At 62.8% G+C, this 19378-nt stretch carries 15 protein-coding genes; 2 read left to right on the forward strand and 13 right to left on the reverse strand.

All coding sequences use genetic code 11. The features are described 5' to 3' along the window. Positions 1-359 precede the first annotated feature (359 nt). A complete protein-coding gene (locus IPK17_RS08220; protein WP_343417203.1) occupies positions 360-1880 on the forward strand; it encodes a protein kinase domain-containing protein in 1521 nt (506 codons plus the stop codon). Between the two features lie 179 nt (positions 1881-2059). Here the strand turns inward: IPK17_RS08220 and IPK17_RS08225 are convergent, their stop codons facing one another. Then, positions 2060-2569: a hypothetical protein gene (locus IPK17_RS08225; protein ID WP_343417204.1), complete on the reverse strand. Its 510-nt coding sequence runs from the start codon at positions 2567-2569 to the stop codon at positions 2060-2062. Between the two features lie 210 nt (positions 2570-2779). Between IPK17_RS08225 and IPK17_RS08230 the strand changes: the two genes are divergently transcribed. Next, positions 2780-8572 (forward strand): DNA translocase FtsK, encoded by a 5793-nt coding sequence (locus IPK17_RS08230; RefSeq protein ID WP_343417205.1) that lies wholly within the window; start codon positions 2780-2782, stop codon positions 8570-8572. Between the two features lie 81 nt (positions 8573-8653). Here IPK17_RS08230 and IPK17_RS08235 read toward each other — a convergent pair whose 3' ends face one another. The 12 genes from IPK17_RS08235 to IPK17_RS08290 form a co-directional block, all read right to left on the reverse strand. Beyond that, positions 8654-9055 carry a hypothetical protein gene (locus IPK17_RS08235; protein WP_343417206.1) on the reverse strand — a complete coding sequence of 134 codons (402 nt, stop codon included), beginning with the start codon at positions 9053-9055 and terminating at the stop codon, positions 8654-8656. A gap of 114 nt (positions 9056-9169) precedes the next feature. Then, on the reverse strand, positions 9170-10378 hold the full coding sequence (locus IPK17_RS08240) for a glycosyltransferase family 2 protein (protein ID WP_343417207.1): 1209 nt from the start codon (positions 10376-10378) through the stop codon (positions 9170-9172). Between the two features lie 168 nt (positions 10379-10546). After that, entirely contained in the window at positions 10547-11167 is a 621-nt protein-coding gene (locus IPK17_RS08245) for a glycerol-3-phosphate acyltransferase (protein ID WP_343417208.1), read from the reverse strand. Further along, positions 11157-11969, reverse strand: coding sequence for a carotenoid biosynthesis protein (locus IPK17_RS08250; RefSeq protein ID WP_343417209.1), 813 nt, complete (start codon positions 11967-11969; stop codon positions 11157-11159). The genes IPK17_RS08245 and IPK17_RS08250 overlap by 11 nt, the downstream gene beginning before the upstream one ends. After that, entirely contained in the window at positions 11966-12955 is a 990-nt protein-coding gene (locus IPK17_RS08255) for a tocopherol cyclase family protein (protein WP_343417210.1), read from the reverse strand. The genes IPK17_RS08250 and IPK17_RS08255 overlap by 4 nt, the downstream gene beginning before the upstream one ends. 109 nt (positions 12956-13064) lie before the next feature. Next, positions 13065-13688, reverse strand: a complete 624-nt coding sequence (locus tag IPK17_RS08260) for an NUDIX domain-containing protein (protein WP_343417211.1) — start codon at positions 13686-13688, stop codon at positions 13065-13067. 128 nt (positions 13689-13816) lie between these two features. Beyond that, positions 13817-14245: a DUF6992 family protein gene (locus IPK17_RS08265; protein ID WP_343417212.1), complete on the reverse strand. Its 429-nt coding sequence runs from the start codon at positions 14243-14245 to the stop codon at positions 13817-13819. Between the two features lie 348 nt (positions 14246-14593). Then, complete coding sequence (locus tag IPK17_RS08270) at positions 14594-15388, reverse strand: lycopene cyclase domain-containing protein (protein WP_343417213.1); 795 nt, start codon at positions 15386-15388, stop codon at positions 14594-14596. A 114-nt stretch (positions 15389-15502) separates the two neighbouring features. Further along, positions 15503-15880, reverse strand: coding sequence for a GxxExxY protein (locus tag IPK17_RS08275; protein ID WP_343417214.1), 378 nt, complete (start codon positions 15878-15880; stop codon positions 15503-15505). Between the two features lie 80 nt (positions 15881-15960). Then, positions 15961-17535, reverse strand: coding sequence for a phytoene desaturase family protein (locus IPK17_RS08280; protein ID WP_343417215.1), 1575 nt, complete (start codon positions 17533-17535; stop codon positions 15961-15963). 7 nt (positions 17536-17542) lie between these two features. Next, positions 17543-18229: an SDR family oxidoreductase gene (locus IPK17_RS08285; protein ID WP_343417216.1), complete on the reverse strand. Its 687-nt coding sequence runs from the start codon at positions 18227-18229 to the stop codon at positions 17543-17545. Positions 18230-18358: 129 nt separating this feature from the next. Then, the gene (locus IPK17_RS08290; RefSeq protein WP_343417217.1) at positions 18359-19303 is read right to left on the reverse strand and encodes an aldo/keto reductase; all 945 of its coding nucleotides are present in this window, start codon (positions 19301-19303) and stop codon (positions 18359-18361) included. Positions 19304-19378: the final 75 nt, after the last annotated feature.

The raw sequence follows: 19378 nt of genomic DNA on the forward strand, positions 1-19378 counted from the left end.
TGTCCTGTCCTCAACCGAAAAGAGGAGAGGAGAGGGACTTAGGGCTTGTCCGGTACTGATTTAAGGTTTTCTATACTTCTACAAGAGCTGCGTGCTCTTTTCTGTCTCCCCTCCCTGAATTCGGGGAGGGGCTGGGGGTGGGGTCAGACTTTTAGCGTCCGCTGTTTTCACACCGAACTTTCCCTCTTAATGTCCCAACGTGAAAACTATCCTGCCATGCGCCTAACGGTATACATCGCTTTCCCTTGACTCCGCCTAAAGACTGATTTCAATCGGACATAGGGCGGGTTTTCCGTGCAATCAGTTCACGGGGATGTTATTCTTGTGGCGCTTGCAGGGTCTATGAAGGTCAAGCGACGATGATTGGAAAGACGCTCCGCAACCGTTACGAAATCAAAGAACTTCTCGGCGAAGGCTCGACCGCGACCGTATACAAGGCGCTGGATCGCCGCTTGGGGCGCGAAGTCGCCCTAAAAGTGCTGCTGCCCCACGTGCGCGACACGGTGCGTAAGCGCTTCTTTCAGGAGGCGCATGCTGTCGCCTTGCTCAATCATCCCAATATCATGGCGATCTACGACATGGAAGAGGAGCACGAACAGCCGTTCCTCGTCGTGGAATATGTCGAAGGCGACTCGCTGGCGAAATATATCCCGTGTTCCGCGGAGATGGTCGTCGACCTCGGTCGGCAGATCGCCGGGGCGCTGCACTACGCCCACGAACGCCAGATCATTCACCGCGACATTAAGCCCGCCAACATCAAGGTGACATCGAGCGGCCACGTCAAGATCATGGACTTGGGGTTGGCGCTGCCCAAAGACGCCAAGCGTGTCACCACCGACGGTATGATCATCGGCACGCCCGCCTATCTCTCGCCGGAACAGGCGCAGGGCTTCTCGCTCGACTACCGCACGGACATCTATTCGCTCGGCGTGGTGCTCTACGAAATGGCGACGGGGCAGCTCCCGTTTTCGTCAGATGATATTCCCGTGCTGCTCATGCAGCATGTCAAGCAGCCCGTGCCACCGCCGCGTTTGGTCGTGCCAGATTTGCCCGTGGGGCTCGAAGGCGTGATCCTCAAGTCGCTGGAAAAGAACCCGGTGCGCCGTTTCCAATCCGCTGACGCGATGGCGCAGTCACTGGTCGCCGCGCTGCGCCCGGATGGCAATGACCTGCCGACACAGCCCTCGCGCGTGGTGCGCCCGGAAACGACCGCCACCGCGCCGGATACACAGCGCCCGATCCGCGTGTTCGTGGCGGATGATCACACCATGCTGCGCAAAACGCTGATCAACTTCCTGTCGCAGCACGACGAGATCCTCATCATCGGCGAAGCGGGCGATGGCGAAACTGCCTACCAGCAAGCGCTCGCCTTGCAGCCAGATGTGCTGCTGCTCGACCTCAACATGCCGATCAAAGGCGGGCTGGAAGTGCTGCCGGATGTGCGCAAGCAAGCGCCTAACGTCAAAGTGCTCATCCTGACCGGGCGTGACGAGGACTGGTACATCACGCAGGCGCTGCGCTCCGGCGCACATGGCTATCTGCTCAAGTCCTCCAGCGAAGACGACCTGCTCGACGGCATCCGCAAGGTGGTCGGCGGGACGCTCGTGCTCGGTCGCGGCGTCGCGGAACGGGTTGTCACCGGGATGCTCGGGCAAACGGATGGCTCGAAGCTCACCGAAGAGGAACGCCGCGTGCTGCTGTTCGTGGCGGGCGGCTATGATAACGAGGCGATTGCCGAACGCATGCGCCTCACGATGCCCGGCGTGATCGAGATTTTGGCGCGCGCTATCGACAAGATGAAGGCGAAAGATCGCCACGCAGCGGCGCTCAACGCGCTGCGGCAGGGCTTCATCCTGCTGGATGAGCTGCAGGCGCTGTAGCGAAATGCCTACCACATCCACGTAAACCAAATTGAGTCTTTCGTCGGGGCGCACCGCAGTGCGCCCTTTTTATTGGATGGGGCGTCCGCTGCCCCGATTACCTATTTGGGATAACTTGGGATAAGACTCGAGTCGCTCACTCATGGGGCGGACTCGCTTGGGATATATTTGGGATATGTCTACGTGGGCGCGCCGAGCGTTTCGACGTAATTGTTGAAGTCAAGCAGTTGATACAGGGCGAGGCGGGTCTTGTCCCATAGGTCGCCATTGGCAGGGACGGTGGTCAGGCCGGGGTGCGGGCGGGGGATGGTTTCGAGCGCCTGATACAGATCAATCAGGTAGCGCTCATGCTGCGACCGCATCCGGACGAACGTGCCCAGCGCCTCCTGAATAGCGGCATCGGTCTGCACCATGCGTTTCGAGTCGGGGTGTTCGTAAAAGTAGGCGTAGCGCCAATCCCGGTGCTCGCCTTTAAGCGCGTCAAGATGCGCCAGCGTATAGTGCAAGGCCGCGCCGAGCTGCTCATCCTGCCCGTCGCGTTCGTCCACGAGCTGTTCGAGCAGCGCGAAATACGTATGCGCTTTCGCAAGCCGATTGGAATATTCGTGGTTCAGCCGCCACAGAGTATCGGCGGAGACGATCATGCTGGGCTCCGGCGCTTGCTGACTGCTATCTACACTGCGCAGCATTCTATCATAAACTTGGCTTGGGTCGCATCAGCCTGCTTAAGCCTTCCTCCGCTTTTCCCCGTGACCGCCGCTCTCTAACAGAACTTTTGTGCTAAACTAATGCGAAAAAAATAAAAACTGTGCTATCCTATCGGTGATGCAACTTTTCATAGGGTCGCGCGTATTCCCTGTGAGGGTTTTCCGTCCTCTTAAGTGATGTGGATATGGCCTATGAGTAAGTACGATAACGACTACGACGATCCCGAGGACGACGATTACGAAGACGAACAAGACGATGACGGCGAGATTCGCCGCTCAACGAATAACCCATTCTCTAGCGGCGGCGCGAGCGTGCGCGGCGCTGGTCTACCCCAACGCCCCAATCCCGGCGCGCCGACTCCCGGTGGTTCCCCGGGCAGTGGTGGCGGCATCAACACACCAAGTCCCGTCCGATCGCCGGGGGCGATGGGCGGCAATCAGGGTGGCGGCAGCGGTTTCCCGCGCCCGAATACGCCCGGCAGCGGTGGATCCGGTGGGGGCGCTGGTGGCAGTTCTGGCGGATCATCCGGTGGTGGCAGCGGCGTGCAGCCGTTTCGACCCAGCGGCGGCAACTATCTCGGCGGCAGCGGTGGTGGTGGCTCGTCGGGTGGCGGTGGGACGCCTCCGCCCGGTGGTGTAGCGCGCCCCGGCGCGAACCCGCCCGCGAAAGACGACCCCCTGAGCCGGGTGGGCAACGCGCTCGGCGGACTGTCCAACAAACCTGACGACAAGAAAGACGATAAAAAGGACGAGAAGCCCGCGGGGGCATTCGGCAATCTCGGCAACCTCGGCAATCGCTTCGGCGGCGCTCCCGAGAAAAAAGACGATACCAAGAAGGATGACAAAGGCGGCGGTTTCGGCGGGCTCGGCAACCGTTTTGGCGGCGGGGGCGACAAGAAAGACGATAAGCCCGAAGCCAAAAAGGACGACAAAGCGGGCGGTGGTCTGGGCGGCGCGCTCGGCGGGCTCGGCAATCGCTTTGGCGGCGGCGGTGACAAGCCGGATGCCAAAAAAGACGATAAACCCGCGGGCGGTGGCCTCGGTGGCACACTCGGGGGGTTAGGCAACCGCTTTGGCGGTGGTGGCGACAAGAAAGACGATAAACCCGCCGCGAAGAAGGACGATAAACCCGCGGGCGGCGGCCTCGGTGGCGCGCTCGGCGGGTTAGGCAGCAAACTTCCTTTCGGCGGCGGTGACAAAAAAGATGATAAGCCCGCCGCGAAGAAGGATGACAAGCCCGCGGGCGGTGGGTTCGGCGGCTTAGGTAATCGCTTTGGCGGCGGTGACAAGAATGACAAGCCCGCCGACGCGAAGACCTCGCCGTTTACGACGGGCGGCGCGAAACCCGGAGCGCCGACCAGCAGCAGCGCGCCTGCCAGTTCCGGCGGCGGCGGCATCCTCGGCGGCAAACTTCCGTTCGGCGGCGGTGGGGCGAAACCCAACGCGCCCGCGACGCCAGCCGGGGGCAAAGCGCCCGCCGGGAAAGCCGGGGCGAAGGGCGCTCCGGTCAGTTTTTCCGACCGTCTGCGCGCGTTGAATCCCTTTAAAGCGGATAACGACGCCAAGAAAGCCCGCGCCAGCAAAGCGCCCAAAGTCGATGCAACCGGGCTGACGCTCGACAATAAACTCGATATCCTCGGCGTGTCGATGGTGCTCGGCTCGCTGATTTTGCTGTTAAGCAGCCTCTCCCCGGTGAAGGGCGCGCTCACCTCCGAGATCAACCGCGTGCTCTCCGAAGGCTTCGGCTGGGGCGCGATTGGCGTGGTGCTGGTGATCTTCGCCATCGGCGTGGTGCTGATTCTGCGCCACTTCGGTGACGACGCGCCTGTCATCCCGCGCATGCGCTTGATCGGCGCGACGCTGCTGTTCGTCGGCATGCTGGTGGCGATGCAGTTCGTCCACTCCATGCGCTATGAAGTCGGCGCGGGGCAGGATTACCTGTGGACGGTCAAGAATGTTTTCCTCACGATTTCGTGGCAGTTGGGGCAAGGCGGCGGTCGCATCGGCGGGGAGATCTACTTCCTGCTGATCAGCAACCTGTCGGAGATCGGCGGCTTCCTCGCGCTCGTGCTCTGGGTGACTATCGGCCTGATGCTGTCCCTGAATATGAGCGCGTCGGATCTGGCGATCATCGTGATCAGCCTCTTCCGCAGCCTCGGCGACTCGGTGCGCCGCCGCCAGCAGCGCGCCGCCGCCATCCGCGCGGAGAAAGCCGCGGTCGCTGCCGCTGCCGCGGCGGCTCTGCCACAGATCAGCGTGAGCAAACCCGAAAGCGGTCAGGAAGCCCTGCCTGCAGGGGCGACCGCAGCTCTGCCCGCGCCGATTCCCGCGCCGGTGGTGCAAGCACCGCTGCCCGCGCCGGACTCCGAGCGCAGCATCCCGATCACGATGGGCGGACGCACGTTCACCGCGCCGATGCGCGGCGGCGAACCTGTGCCGCTTGAACCCGCGAAATCAGCCAACCGCCCCAGCCCAACCGAGTTGATCGCGGCCTCGCTGGCGGGCGCGGCGGCGACGGTGGTGTCATCATCGTCCACACCTGATCCCGAAACCACGCCGCGCACGGCGGAAGCGCCCAAACCGGACGCGGACAAAGGTGGCGGTCGCTTTGGTGGGTTGGGCAGTCGGCTGCCGTTTGGCGCGAAGCCCGATGACACGAAGAAAGATGACAAATCGACGACGGTCGAGAAGCCCGCTGCGGCGCTCACTGGCGCGCAGCCTGCGGCGTCCACCGCGGTCGCTGACCCGGTCAAGCCGGAGGCGGACAAGAGCGGCGGGATCGGCGGACGCTTGGGTGGCCTGAGCGGTCGCCTGCCGTTCGGCGCGAAGCCGGATGACACCAGGAAAGATGACAAGACGAGCACGGTCGAAAAGCCAGCGGCGTCAATGGCTGCGCCGCCCACTGCCAACACGACCAAGCCTGAACCCGAAAAGACGGGCGGGATTGGCGGTCGCTTGGGTGGCCTGAGTGGTCGGCTGCCGTTCGGCGCGAAGCCGGAGGATGCCCGGAAAGACGAGAAACCCGTCGATAAGCCTGCTGCTGCCTCGGTGACAGCCCCGGACAAGCCTACCGTCGAGAAACCCGCGGCGGAGCGCATGCCCGGCCCGGCGACCACCTCGTCCGCGGCTCCGACGCCCGGCGAACGCCCGGCGGGCGGCATGTCGCGCCGCGACCAGTTGATCGCGCAGTACAGCAAGCAGGAGACCGCGGCCAAGCCCGCCGATCCGACGCCTGCGCCGACGGCTGATCCAGCAGTGCCCGCCGCCAAACCCGTTGAGCCGACGAGCCCGTTCGCGAAACCTGCGGCGGCCTCGACCGAGTCGCCGTTCAAGCCCGCGTCACCCGTAAGCCCGGCGGCGAAACCCGCCGATCCGACCACTCCCTTCGCCAAACCCGCGGCGCCGAGCAGTTCGTTTGCGCAGCCCGCGGCGGCCTCGACTGAGTCGCCGTTCAAGCCCGCGCAGCCGACCAGCCCCTTCGCCAAACCCGCGGACGCTGTTAGCCCGGCGGCGAAACCCGCCGAGCCGATCAAACCTGCGGCCAGCCAGTTCAGCAGCGACGACGAGGACGATGATGCGCCTCCCGCGCGCCTCGGCGATCTGCTCAAGCCGCGTCCGTTCGAACGTAAACCGATCGGGCAGACCGAACCCGCCAAGGCGGAAACACCGACCGAAGAGGTCAAAGCCGCCGCGGAGAGCGTTAAACCTGCCGACCCGCCCGCGCGTGACGACAAGCCGCTGGAAGTGCGCAAGGCAGCGACCGGCTTGATCATCGACGACGAAGAGGAAGACGAGACCGGCAAGTGGGCGAGTCTGCCCCCGGCCAAGCCAAAATCGGCGACGACCGAAACGCCGAAAACCGAGCTCCCGAGCTGGCAGTCGCGTATGAACACGCTGTCCGGTCGCCCGGAAGGCGAGAAGCCCGAAGCGACGGCCAAGCCCCCGCAGCCGCTCGAAAAACGCGACCCGTTCAAGGCGGACGACCCGCCGTTCAAGGTGGACAAACCCGCGGCCTCGGTCACGCCTGATCGGCACGATGATCCGCCGTTCAAAGTGGATAAGCCTGCCGCCGTGCCGCCGCCGCTCGAAAAGCGCGACCCGCTGACGCCCGCGGCTTCGCTCACGCCGGAGAAGCGCGATCCGTTCAAGGCTGATGACCCGCCGTTCAAGGTGGATAAACCCGCTGTGCCGCTGACGCCCGCGGCCTCGGTCGCGCCGCCGGAGAAGGCGCACATCTACGCCCGACCGGAAGACAATCCGCCCGTCAAGGCGGATAAACCCGTCGAAAAGGCCTCGACCGCGTTCGGCAAACCAGCTGACGACCTGCCGTACATCGCGACCAGCCGCCCGACGGCGCCGCCGCCCTCCGCGCGGGGCATTCTCGGCGGCGTGGACGAAGTCGGCGAACTGGAAGGCGGCGGCAAGATCGTCCGCTCCAAGCCGCCGAAAGACTGGAAGATGCCCAGCTACGACGATCTGATCATCTCCGGGCAGGATCAGGAGATCGACCATAATCTGCTGCTGGAACGCGCGCGCACCATTCAGGAGACGCTCGAAAGTTTCGGCGCGCCCGGGCGCGTGGTCGAAGTCCGCACCGGCCCCGTGATCACGCAGTTTGGCGTCGAGCCGGATTATGTGCCCGTGCGCGGCGGCAAGAAGATGCGCGTGAAGGTCAGCTCGATTGCCGCGCTCGACAAGGACATTCAGCTTGCGCTCGGCGCGCGCTCCATCCGTGTGGAAGCGCCCGTGCCCGGTAAGGGCTACGTCGGCATTGAAGTGCCGAACGATAAATCGGCGATTGTGCGCCTGCGCGATGTGCTGGAGTCGAAAGAGTTCAAGAAGATCAATTCGCCGCTGGCCATCGCGCTCGGTCAAGGCGTGGACGGCACGCCCGTCGCCGCCGACCTCGCGTCGATGCCGCACCTGCTGATCGCCGGGACGACGGGTTCCGGTAAGTCGGTGTGCGTCAATGCGATCATTGCCAGTCTGCTGCTCAAAAACCAGCCGTCGACCGTCAAGTTCATCATGGTCGACCCCAAGCGCGTCGAATTGACGGGCTACAACGGCATTCCGCATCTGGTCGCGCCCGTCGTGACCGAGCTAGAACGCATCGTCAGCGTGTTGAAGTGGGTCACGCGTGAGATGGACGAACGCTACCGCCGCTTCAGCACCGCGGGCGCGCGTAACATCGAAGACTTCAACAAGCACCTGCCGCAGGGCACCGACCCGCTGCCGTACATCGTCGTGATCATCGACGAATTAGCCGACTTGATGATGCTCGCGCCGGACGAAACCGAACGCGTGATCACCCGTATCGCCGCGCTCGCCCGCGCGACTGGCATCCACCTCGTGATCGCCACGCAGCGCCCCTCGGTCGATGTCGTCACCGGCTTGATCAAGGCGAACTTCCCGGCGCGTATCGCGTTCGCTGTGGCCTCCGGTACGGACAGCCGCGTCATCCTCGACCAGCCCGGCGCGGATCGCCTGCTCGGTCGCGGTGACATGCTCTACATGAGCGGCGACTCGCCCGCCCCGGTGCGTATGCAGGGCGTGTATGTGTCGGACAGCGAACTCGGCAACATCACGCATTTCTGGCGCGGCCAGATGACGCAGGAAGAGATGATCGCCGCGTCCAAGCCGCTCATCAGCGCGATTGTCGACGAAGAGGGCAAGAGCCCCATCCCGCTCAAGTCAGATGGGAAGCGCGGCCAGCAGTCCAGCTTCCTGTCACGGCAGGAAGCAGACGACGATTACGGGGATGACGACGAGGACGACGAGGATGTGGACGACGCGCTGTACAATCAGGCCGTCGACCTCGTGCGGCGGCAGAACCGCGCGTCCGTGTCGCTGCTCCAGCGCAAGCTGCGCATCGGCTACACCCGCGCCGCCCGCCTCATCGATTTGATGGAGGAGCGCGGCATCGTCGGGCCAGCGGTCGAAGGCGCAAAACCGCGCGAAGTGCTGCTCCCGCCGCCGCCGAAGTAAGACGGTTGGCGTAACCGAGATGTTAAACGGACGAGGCACGCCTCGTCCGTTTTCGATTCTGGGGCAAAACCGGTTGGTGTTCTACGTCGTGGGCGTAGAGCTGCTCTCCGTCGCGATGCGGTAGCGCACCGATTCGAGCGCCGTCTCCATGTCTTCAAAGGCCGGCATCAACACGCCGCGCTTGGCAAACGTATCGCGCAAGAACTTGATCCACGTGGTGGTGCCGACATACGTCACCTGAATATGACTGTCGATGGAGGACCCGGCCGTGGCCTGACTGGCGGCCTGCACGAGTTTGAGCATCGCGGCAAAATCTGAGGTCGCGCCGCGGGTGTCACTGATGCGGTGAAACACGCGGGGATCGTCGCCGATCAGTTCGGCGCTGGTGTGGTACATGTCGAGAACTTCTTCGAGCGTGATGTGACCCGTGTAAACGGCGATCAGAATGGGTTCGTCGGCTAGACGTTCAACGAAGATGGGCATGCGGAGGTGACCTTTGAGCTGCGCAACTAAATTCACTTATTAAGTGTAGGGGAACCGTTCACGGAATGATACTTAAGATCTACGGGCTTATAATACGCTAATTCTAAAATTAATCTACTCCACCAGCACTTTCGGCTCTTCCGGCTTGATGACGCGCCCCTTCCACAACACACCCCCGTAACGCACCTGCCAGTAGAGCGCTTGCGCGGCGATCACGGTCATGAGCAGCGCGGAGAGCGGCATAAACAGCGCATCCTGCACCCGTTGGCGGGTCGCCAGCGCTGTGCTGGCGCGGATAGCGAGGCCGAGCAGCGTCAGCACCAGCGGCACGACCGGATAGAGCGTGTCCAGCGGCCACAGCCAGCCTGTGAGCAGCCACAGCGGCGGCACGAGGAAGATCAGCCAGTGAAAGACGGTCGCCAGCAGCAGGAAGATCACATGGCCGCCGTAGCCCGCGATGATGTTCTTGGCGAACCCGTCCCGCACGCCGCGCCAGTTGCGATACATGCGGCATACGACCAGTCCCGCGCCGTCGGCCATGCGCAAGCGCAGCCCCTTCGCCTTGATCACGCGGGCGAAGGTGATGTCCTCGACGATGCGGTCGCGCACGCTGATGTGCCCGCCGATCGCCGTGTAAGCTTTACGCCGAAACGCGAGGCACTGCCCATTCGCGGCGGCAAACGCTGGAAATGGCGTCATATGGACGAGGAAGGCGGGCAGATAGCCGAGGATGACCAGCGCGATCAGCGGCACGATCAGCCGTTCGCTCCATGTGACCGTCGTCTGCGTCGACCACACCGTGAGCAGATCCGCTTTCGTGCGCGTCATGTGGCGGATGAGCGCTTCGAGCGCGCCGGGCTGCCACTGCACATCGGCGTCGGTGAACAGCAGAATGTCGCCGCGCGCCGCGTTCGCCAACTGCTGACACGCCCAGTTCTTTCCCAACCAGCCCGGCAGCAGCGGCTGCCCCTTGATGATCGTGAGCCGCTGATCGCCATTGGACGCCGCCAGCGCGATCTCGCCTGTGCCATCCGTCGATTGGTCGTCGAGCAGAATCACTTCGAAAGCGGGGTATGGCTGCGAGAGCAGCGCCTTGACCGTGTAGGCGATGGTGTCAGCCTCATTGCGCGCCGGGATCAGCACGGAAACATACGGCAGTGGGAGCGGGCGCGTCAGGTCGAGGTTCACCTGTTGGCCGGGGCGCGGCGGCTTGGGTTTGGGCGCGCGGCGCAGCCGCGGAAACGTCACCGCGTTGAGCAGGGCGGTGAACAGGATGACGAGCAGCGGGGGCGCGATGAGCGCGGTCAGGATGATGGTGAGCATGGCTTTTGCGTATCGTAACGTCAGCTAGGGATCCGACTCATTGGCGTTTCCCCTCTCCCCCCAAGCGAGGAGAGGGGCGGCAAACAATGCTTTTGCTGTCTCCCCTCCCTGAATTCGGGGAGGGGCCGGGGGTGGGGTCAGAGACGTATGATCAACTATAGCGCGTCTCTAGCGATTCGGTAAGCGTTGCAGAATCCACGGGCGGAACCCGGGCGCGTGGCGGAAGTCGGCGCGGTACTTCCACACCAGCAGCAGCGCGTTGATCGCCAGCACCACCAGCATGACCGGATCGCGCCACGTGATGAGATAGTACCCGATCAGGCACAGCAGCGTGAGCAGCACCGCCCACCCTGACCGCGCCACCACTGAAAACCACACGCCGAGCAGGATACCGCCGAAGGTCGGCGCTTCCCAGATGGTGAGCGCCGTCCACACGCCAAAACTCACGGCGACCGCTTTGCCGCCGCGCCCGCGCAGGAAGGGCGAATACGCGTGCCCGAAGATCGGCGCGAGCGCCACAATGATCAGCGGGACGCCCGTCAGTCCGATCACGTATTTGGCGATGCTCACGGGGATCGCGCCTTTGAATGCGTCGAGCAGCATGGCGATCAGGCCGACTTTCGTTCCGCCCGCCTTCATGACGTTCGCCGCGCCGGGGTTGCCATCGCCGATGCTGCGCGCGTCGGTTTTGGTCACGGCCCGCCCGAACCAGTAGGCCAGCATCAGCGACCCGCTGATGAAGCTGATGATCGTCCACACCAGCGTTTGGGTTAGCGTGTTAACGTCCACGCGATCGCCTCCAGGCCCACAACAGCATGCCGCCCATCGCCACGAACCCCACCAGCGCCGGACCGGGCAGCCCCCAGAAGAGCGCCAATCCGCCCGTCTCCAGCAGCCACGTGATGATGTAGATGATCACGAGTGGGCGCGTGGGTAAGGTGTGGATCGGCGCGATCCGGGAGGCGGCGAACGTTATCAGCGCGGAGGCGAGCAGCCACCCGGCGAAATTCACCAGCGGAATGCCGAAATACGCGCCGGGGACTTCCCAGCGCCACAAGTCCCACGCCACCATCTGCGGGTCGAGGAACAAATCCCACGCGGTGAACGCCAGCGCCGTCACGACGATGAAGCGCAGCCTCACCCCCCATGTTTGTCTCCCCCTCTCCCCTCGGAGAGGGGGCTGGGGGGTGAGGTTAATCACACTCGCCATCGCCCACGCGGGCGGGAGCATCATCAGCCAGGCCAGCGGGATGAGCAGCGGCACGCCGCCGACCTGCGGCTGCAAGCGCGGCGTATAGTCGTAACTGCCGAAGGGAAAGCCCGTGGTGTGACCGATGAACTCGGTCAGCCAGGCCAGCGCGACGATCACGCCGATGGTGGTGAGCGCGCGCCGCACGCCCCACGCGCTGATCAACACGACGCACACGGCGATCACCTGCATGAGCACGCCGAGGCTGACCGCGGTGGGCAGCGCTGCATCGCCGAGCGTCCAGCGCACAATCGGCACGCTGATCATCGTCAGAATCCACACGACGACCATGCCGTAAACGAGGCGTTCCTGGGAGGAAAGGCGCGGCAGTGTGCGGATCATAGCGCCTTCAGCAGCTTGTCGAGATCGCCCGCGACTTCGAGGCCCGCGCAGGTGCCTGTGCCTTCGAAGATGAGGCCGCCGTCTGCCCGCGTCAGCGCAATGCTGATCACGGCCTTGAGCGTTTCCGGCACGCGCACGCCCATATCATGGCGGCTCGGCCCCGGCAGAATCGACGCTTCGGCGCGGCGGGCGTTGATTTCGAGGCGCTTCTGTTTGTCCGAGACCACCCAATCGACCGTGTGTTCGGTCACTTCCAGCTTGTCGATTTTGGCGTAGCTGTAGCTGGCGAAGCGGTGCAGTTCACCCTGATGCCACACGCCCGCCAGAAAGCCGGGGAACCACCCGCGCAGCAGCGGCGTGATGGCGCACGCCCCGGTGAACGACGTGCCCTCGGACTCGGCGAAGTGGTTGGTCTGCATCCACACCCAGCCGCCGGGGAACGATTTGCCCCAGTCTTTTTCGATGTAGCCGTGCCCGCCTGTGAAATCGACCGTGCGCCCGTCCACGGTCAGCGCGCCTTCCAGCTTGTGATCGAACGAGAGCACGCCGTGATAGCATTCGAGGAAGGGCAGATAGCCGAGCCAGCCCATCACGCCCGGTTCGAGCGTATTGACGCGCCACGGCGTCGCCGCGCCGAAGCGAAGCGTACCGCTCACCGAGCGCAAGTCATCATGGATGTCGAGCGTGAGTTGATCCATGCGGAACTGGTTCGCGCCGAGGCTGACCGCGAACGGATCATCAACCGCGCGGAACTGCTCGGCGGGGAAGCGGTGATAGCTGACCGCGCCGCTCACGCCGTCAAAGACCTGGACGAAGGCGTGCTGCACGGTGGGATCGTCGCTCAGAAAAATGCCGGGGATGATGGCGAACCGCTCACGGCGGTCGGCGCTGACCAGCTTGAAGTACCAGCCTTCGAAGAAGGGCGGGCGTTTGCCCGTCCCGTGATAACGTTCCGGGTGCAGGGTCTTGCGTATGTGATCCAGCACGAGTAACCTCGAGTTCACAGTCGATAGTTGACAGTTTACAGTTAAAACATCAGTGCCAGGCTGAAACAGGCTTTTACTGTTCACTGTCAACTGTGAACTGAAAACTGCTTTACTGTTTCAGCTTTTCGCGCACCAGTTGATACCAGTAAGCCTGCGCCGGGATCAAGCCGGGGTCTTGCGTCAGCGGCACCCAGAACAGCGAAAACTGGTGCTCGTCGGCCTGCTGCAGCCAGTGATGTTCGGTCGGCGCGGTGACCGTCAGATGAAAGAAGTGCCGCTGCACGTCCGCGGTGAGATGCTTGGCGGGCACCCAACCCTTGCGCCCTGACACCTGAATCAGTTCGCGCTCATGCACCTGATATTCCGGCACAATCACCTGATCATAGTTGTCTTCGCTGCCGATCACGCGCACGCCGGTGCCGCGGCGCAGCAGCACCGCTTTGACGAGCGTGCCCTCGTCGCCGGGGGAGGCCTGCAAAATCGTGTCAACCACGATGATGCGTTCGCCCGGTTCGAGCGGCTGCGCGATGCTGCCTAGCTCGTTGACCAGCGCCACCGCGGTCAAGCCCGTCTCTTCGCGTGTTTCCCGCAGCACGGCGTCTTCCACACTTTCACCCGCTTCGACGGTCCCTGCGGGCAGTTGAATCCCGGCTGTCGGGTGCTGGAACACGAGCAGTTCGCGGCCATCGGGGCCATCACGGGTGATGAAAGCGGTCACTTTATCGAGTGTCATACGATCCTCTACCCGGCGGCGGTCTAGTCAATGGGTGTTGCGCTCAAACGGGAGCACCATCCGCAAGGGTTTATGCCTTCATCATACAACCTGAAATGCCTATCGAAACTTTACGCCTGATCCCGACGTTAGTCCTGTTCAACGGGCGTATCGGTCGCGTGCAGCAGGTCGAAGACGAACAGCGCCAGCCCTTGCAGGAAGATGCCAACGCCCATCCCGCGCCGGAATGCGCCGCCTTTGCCCGTGAGCCACTGCCCGCCGCGCATATAAAACAGGTCGAGCAGCGCGTTGATCCACAGCAGGCGCTGGAGGTTGACGCCCTCCTTGCGCAGCACGTCTTTGGCGTAGGGATCGGGCAGCGTCTGGATGCGCTGATCCGCCATACGCCCGCCGAAGTAGGCGATGGCGATGTTGACCACGCCCCACCCGACGAACTGCGAGCCGACGCCGCGCCAGAATTTCGTCCCCAGCGACAGAAGCGCGCCGATGCCGATGCTCGCCAGCGCCCACTGAATCAAGCGGACGGACAGCAGTCGTTGAAACCGCCAGATATCCATCGAACCTCCTTACCCCACCACCGCTCACCAAACCGAATTGGTTTTCGTAGGGACGCGATTTGGCGGGTGTCTGATAAGCCCCTCAACCCCCGACCCCTTCTCCCACGCAAGCGGGGAGAAGGGGAGAAAACCGCTGTTGTCCCTCTCCCCGTTTACGTGGGAGAGGGACGGCTTGCGCAGCAAGCAGGGTGAGGGGTGTGATTAAACGCCTTTTTAGACACCTTCTTTATCGCGTCCGCTTTTCCCACCCTGATCGTATCACTTGTAGGGGCAGACCTATGTGTCTGCCCGTTTTGGGCGCCCACCTAGGTGCTCCCTCGCCCCGCTGGCGTGGGTGATGGACACCCTCTACTCCCGAATGCGCAGCCACTGCCGCAGTTTGGGCGGAATGCGCTTCGGGCTTTCCTTCGAGAGCATGAGCGTCATGCCCACGCTGATCAGCACGTTGGTCAGCAGGAAGAACACGCCTTCTTCCAGCGGCAGCTTGCCGCCGATGTGCAGATCGACCGTCTTTTCCGGGTTGATCGACCATGTGCCGGAGTCAATGGCCAGCGAGTCGGATACGCCGAGGTAGAGCGTCGGCAGCACAATGCCGAGCGCGACCAGCTTGCGATGCTGCACGAGAATATCCCCGCCGAACGCCGTCTGGAACATGAATGGGAGCAGTCCCCACGCCAGCGTCAGGCTCAAATAGGTCAGCTTCTTGCGCCCGGTGATCAGGTTGTAGACCGACCACGCCCAGACCGCGCCCAAAGCCAGCGTCAGGCCGACTCGGTAGCGCCAGCCATTCTTAGGCGGCGCATCGTCGGACGGGGTGTAGCGCGCCATCGTCAGCAGGAACATGCCCGTCAGCGCTGTCTGCAGCACGAAGAACGTGTATTCCTCAATCGGCACATAGCCGAGCACCAGCCCCGTGACCAGCTTCTTGTCGTACCACCACACGCGCGTTTTGACGAGGTAGTTGTCCCACGGCGTCGTGTAGGCGACCGCCAAGCCGACATGTGCGCCGAGAATCGCCGCCGGGGGCAGCGCGCTGAGCTTGTTCGGCAGCTTCTTGCCGCGCTTCGCATCAAACCAGGTGAAAATGCTCAATGCCGCCAGCGGCAGGATCACGAACCGCGCCAGAAATCCAAAATACTTCATCAACGAGTCCTATGAAGAGACGATAAAAGCCAGAAAAGGTTAACCGCAGAGAACGCAAAGAACGCAGAGTAAAAGATGAGAATTCGAAAAGAATGTTATTGATTGCGAAAACGATCAGAGATTGAGTGCGATGCGTTTGACTCCATACTTGATCCTGAGCGCGTTGAAGTTGATGAGTAAGCCGAGTTTGCAGCCCGTCAATTTCAAATAGGTCATGAGCTGTGCATGATGGACTGGCGTCAACTCTTCGACGGCTTTGAGTTCGACGACCACTAGGTCGCTAACAATAAAATCGAGTCGGAAACCGCATTCCACCTGAACACCTTTGTAGATCACGGGAAGCGGCTTCTGGCGCTCGAAACTCATTCCGCGCAGATTCATTTCATGAGCGAGACATTCCTCATAGGCAGATTCAAGCAGTCCCGGCCCCAGTTCCCGATGTACCTCGATGGCTGCACCAATCACTTTCTCGGAAACCTCGTTCTCTGTCATCTCTGTCGTCCTCTGCGGTTGTTGATTTCTCTCTGCGTTCTTTGCGTTCTCTGCGGTTAACTTCTTTTCTTTTCTCGCCCTTAATCTCTTCTCTTTTTGCCGAGATCATGCAAGATCGTCGCTGCGGCGTTGCGACCCGCCGCGCCCATGATCCCACCGCCGGGGTGCGTGCTCGCGCCCGTCAGGTACAGCCCTTTGACCGGGGCGCGATACGTGCTCATGCTCAACGCCGGGCGCAGCAGGAACATCTGATCGATGGACATCTCCAGATGCATCACGTTGCCGCGATACAGGCCGAGTTCGCGTTCCAGATAGAGCGGCGTCTCCACCAGCCAGCCGATCACCTTGTCTTTGGTCATGTTGGGCGCATAGCGGCGCAGAATGCCGAGGACTTTATCCGCTTCCCGCTCGCCGATGTCGTCCCACGACTCGCCGTTGGCCAGTTCATAGGGGAAGTACTGCGACCACAGGAACAGCACGTGCTTGCCTTCCGGCGCGAGCGTCGGATCGGAGGCGCTCCACGTCATGGCGATGATCGCGGGTTCGCTCGACGGTCGCCCCCCCAGATAATCGCCGTAGGCGCGTTCGAGGTAGCCCATGTCCGGGCACATGAACTGCATGCCGATGTGATGATCGGCGAACGGCTTGCCCGCCGGGGTGGGCGACGCCGTGTAGTTCGGCAGTTCATCGACCGCGGCGCGGATCACCATGCCGAAGCCGTTGCCAATGCGCGACCGCTCGATCAGCGTGCGCTTATTGCTCGGCAGATCATCGCCCAGCAGCTTCATCGTCGTGTGGATGTGCGCGCCGCTGACGACCGCGCGAGACGCCGTGAAGCGTTCGCCGCTGGCGGTTTCCGCGCCGACTACCCGCCCGTTCTCGCTGAGCAGCCGCGTCACCGGCTGGTTGAGCAGCACCTGACCACCGTGCGCCTCGATCATCTTTTGCAGCGCCTGTGTCAACTGCCCCGATCCGCCGCGTGGACGGCGCACGCCGCTCTCGTGATACATGGGATGCCAGAGCGCGAAGGGCGCGGAGAACGGTTCGGTCGGCGGCGGGCCGGACTGCGCCGCCATCCACGCGATCAACGCGGGGACGCGCGGGTCGCTGAACGACTGCTTGAGCACCTGCCCGTAGCCGCGAATGATGTCGTTGAGCTGATCCAGCCCGTTGCGGTTGAAGCCCTGCCCGAAGATCATGTAGCGCCCGAGGTTGAGCGGCGTCGGCGCGTGCATGAACGCGCCGACCATGCCTTCCGCCATCGGCTTCCACTTGTTGATGAACTTGCGGTAATTCTCGGCATCGACGGGCGACATCTGCGCGATGCTCTCGATGGTCTTGTCCACGTCGCGCCACATGGTGAAGTGCGATCCATCGGGGAAGGGCGCGAAGAACAGCGGGTCGAGGTCGATGTAGTCCAGCCCGTATTTTTCGAGTTCGAGGTCGCGCACAATCGGCGTGTGGTTGATGAGGATGTGCGCCGATCCGCCGAGATCGAACTTGAACCCCGGCACGATCTCCTCGGTGACGACCGCACCGCCTGCTTTATGCCGCCGTTCGATGACGAGAACTTTGTACCCGGCTTGCGCCAGATACCCCGCACAGACCAGCGCGTTGTGTCCCGCGCCGACGACTAGAATGTCACAGTCTGCCATGAAATGCTCAATCTGGTTTGAGTGCCGCGAAGAGACTTTGCCAGTACTCCGACCGATCCAGCGGATGCGGATCGCCGGGCGTATTGACGATTTCGAAGGTGGTGTGGTACGTGGTGATGTTGTCCAGCGCGTGCCTGACGGCCGCCGCCACATCGTTGCGGCTGATGATCCCGCTGATTTTGTCGCCCTGATCGATGCGCATGCCCGCCATTCCGCCCGGTTGATCGGTCAGCCCGCCGGGGCGGATGATCGTATACGCGAGGCCGCTGGCGCGTAGGGCGTTTTCACCTTTGAGCTTCCAGTCGAGCACGCGCCCGAAGTTGTTGAGCGGGTGTTCGCTGTGCGTCACCATCGCCGACGAGATCAGGATGAAGCGGTTCACGCCCGCTGATCGCGCCGCCGCCGCGAGATTGCTCACGCCTTCATAGTCGACGCGCTCCGGGCGATCATCGCCGACCGGATTGCGGGTCCCGGTTGCGCACACGACCGCCTGTACGCCAGTCACCGCTGGCGTCAGCGTCGCCGGGTCGAGCGTGCTGCCAACCGCATACTCCACCGAATCGCCAAATAGATCGCGCGCTTTCGCCGCATCCCGCACGAGCACACGCACCGCATATCCCGCAGATTTCAGCTTGCCGACAATCTGCTGCCCGGTGCCGCCCGTCGCCCCGGCAACCAGTATCATGTTCGCCATATCATCCTCCTGTATTTAGGACTGAGGACTGAGGTGAAAGGACTGAGTCAAGGTAGTTCCAACGGTGATTTGTCTTTCTTACCTCAGTCCTCAGTCCTGCTTTGACTCAGTCCTTTTTTACCTCATTCCTCAGTCCTTGATCCGGTCGCTCATCTCATCCAGCGCGGCGACTTCGTCAGCCGTCAGCCGCCAGCCGACCGCGCCCGCGTTCGCTTCCGCCTGCCGCCGATTCTTCGCGCCGGGGATCGGCAGCGTGCCCTTGCAGATCGTCCAGTTGAGCGCCACCTGTGCGGGGGTTTTACCGCCGTGCGCCGCGCCGATCTGGTTGAGCAGGTCGATCAACGGCGGGAGTTTGGGCAGCAGCGAGCGATACTGCATGTTGCGCGTCCCCGGCGGCGGGTTGGCGACCGTGTATTTCCCGGTCAGCAAGCCCATGCCGAGCGGGCTGTAGGCGATGATCTTGATCCCGCGTTCATCACACGCCTGTTTGACGCCGTTCCGCTCGATCTTGCGTTCGAGCAGGCTGTATTCCATCTGATTTGAAGCCAGTGGATAGCCGCGCTGTTCCAGCGTGTGGTGTGCGCGGATCGTCTGTTCCCGGTTGTAGTTCGACACGCCCGCCGCCCGGATCAAGCCCTGATCGAGCGCATCCGCCAGCGCCCCCGCCCAGTGTTCGACGGGCATCGGCGGCACCGGGAAGTGAATCTGATACAGATCGACCGCGTCCATGCCGAGTCGCCGCAGACTGCCCTTGAGCGCGGACATGAACTGCCCTTTGGTCAGGCGGATCGGGATCGGGAAGAATTTCGTCGCCACATACACGCGCTTGTTCGTCGCCTTGATGAATTCGCCCACATACCGTTCCGACTTGCCGAAGCCGTACATCTCCGCCGTATCGACGAAGGTGATGCCCGCGTCCAACGTCGCGTTGAAGGCGTCGTGCACATCGGTTTCGCTGTAACCCTTGCCGAAACCCCACACCAACGAATCGCCCCACGCCCACGCCCCGACGCCGAGTTCATGCTCCGCGGGAATGTGATATTTCGTGTCGGCTTTCTCGATTACACTTGCCATTGTTCAACCCTTCAAATACGGTTCACCGAACAGAGTAGAGTACGAACTTCACCAGACAGAAACGGTCAGACTTGA

This window comes from Candidatus Flexifilum breve (assembly GCF_016713355.1).

What these genes read in the sequence shown, in the direction of transcription:
- IPK17_RS08250 (WP_343417209.1), bottom strand. Translation starts at nt 11,969, where the DNA reads ATGATCCGCACACTGCCGCGCCTTTCCTCCCAGGAACGCCTCGTTTAC.
- IPK17_RS08290 (WP_343417217.1), bottom strand. Translation starts at nt 19,303, where the DNA reads ATGGCAAGTGTAATCGAGAAAGCCGACACGAAATATCACATTCCCGCG.
- IPK17_RS08220 (WP_343417203.1), top strand. Translation starts at nt 360, where the DNA reads ATGATTGGAAAGACGCTCCGCAACCGTTACGAAATCAAAGAACTTCTC.
- IPK17_RS08285 (WP_343417216.1), bottom strand. Translation starts at nt 18,229, where the DNA reads ATGGCGAACATGATACTGGTTGCCGGGGCGACGGGCGGCACCGGGCAG.
- IPK17_RS08235 (WP_343417206.1), bottom strand. Translation starts at nt 9,055, where the DNA reads ATGCCCATCTTCGTTGAACGTCTAGCCGACGAACCCATTCTGATCGCC.
- IPK17_RS08265 (WP_343417212.1), bottom strand. Translation starts at nt 14,245, where the DNA reads ATGGATATCTGGCGGTTTCAACGACTGCTGTCCGTCCGCTTGATTCAG.
- IPK17_RS08280 (WP_343417215.1), bottom strand. Translation starts at nt 17,535, where the DNA reads ATGGCAGACTGTGACATTCTAGTCGTCGGCGCGGGACACAACGCGCTG.
- IPK17_RS08225 (WP_343417204.1), bottom strand. Translation starts at nt 2,569, where the DNA reads ATGCTGCGCAGTGTAGATAGCAGTCAGCAAGCGCCGGAGCCCAGCATG.
- IPK17_RS08260 (WP_343417211.1), bottom strand. Translation starts at nt 13,688, where the DNA reads ATGACACTCGATAAAGTGACCGCTTTCATCACCCGTGATGGCCCCGAT.
- IPK17_RS08270 (WP_343417213.1), bottom strand. Translation starts at nt 15,388, where the DNA reads ATGAAGTATTTTGGATTTCTGGCGCGGTTCGTGATCCTGCCGCTGGCG.
- IPK17_RS08230 (WP_343417205.1), top strand. Translation starts at nt 2,780, where the DNA reads ATGAGTAAGTACGATAACGACTACGACGATCCCGAGGACGACGATTAC.
- IPK17_RS08275 (WP_343417214.1), bottom strand. Translation starts at nt 15,880, where the DNA reads ATGACAGAGAACGAGGTTTCCGAGAAAGTGATTGGTGCAGCCATCGAG.
- IPK17_RS08240 (WP_343417207.1), bottom strand. Translation starts at nt 10,378, where the DNA reads ATGCTCACCATCATCCTGACCGCGCTCATCGCGCCCCCGCTGCTCGTC.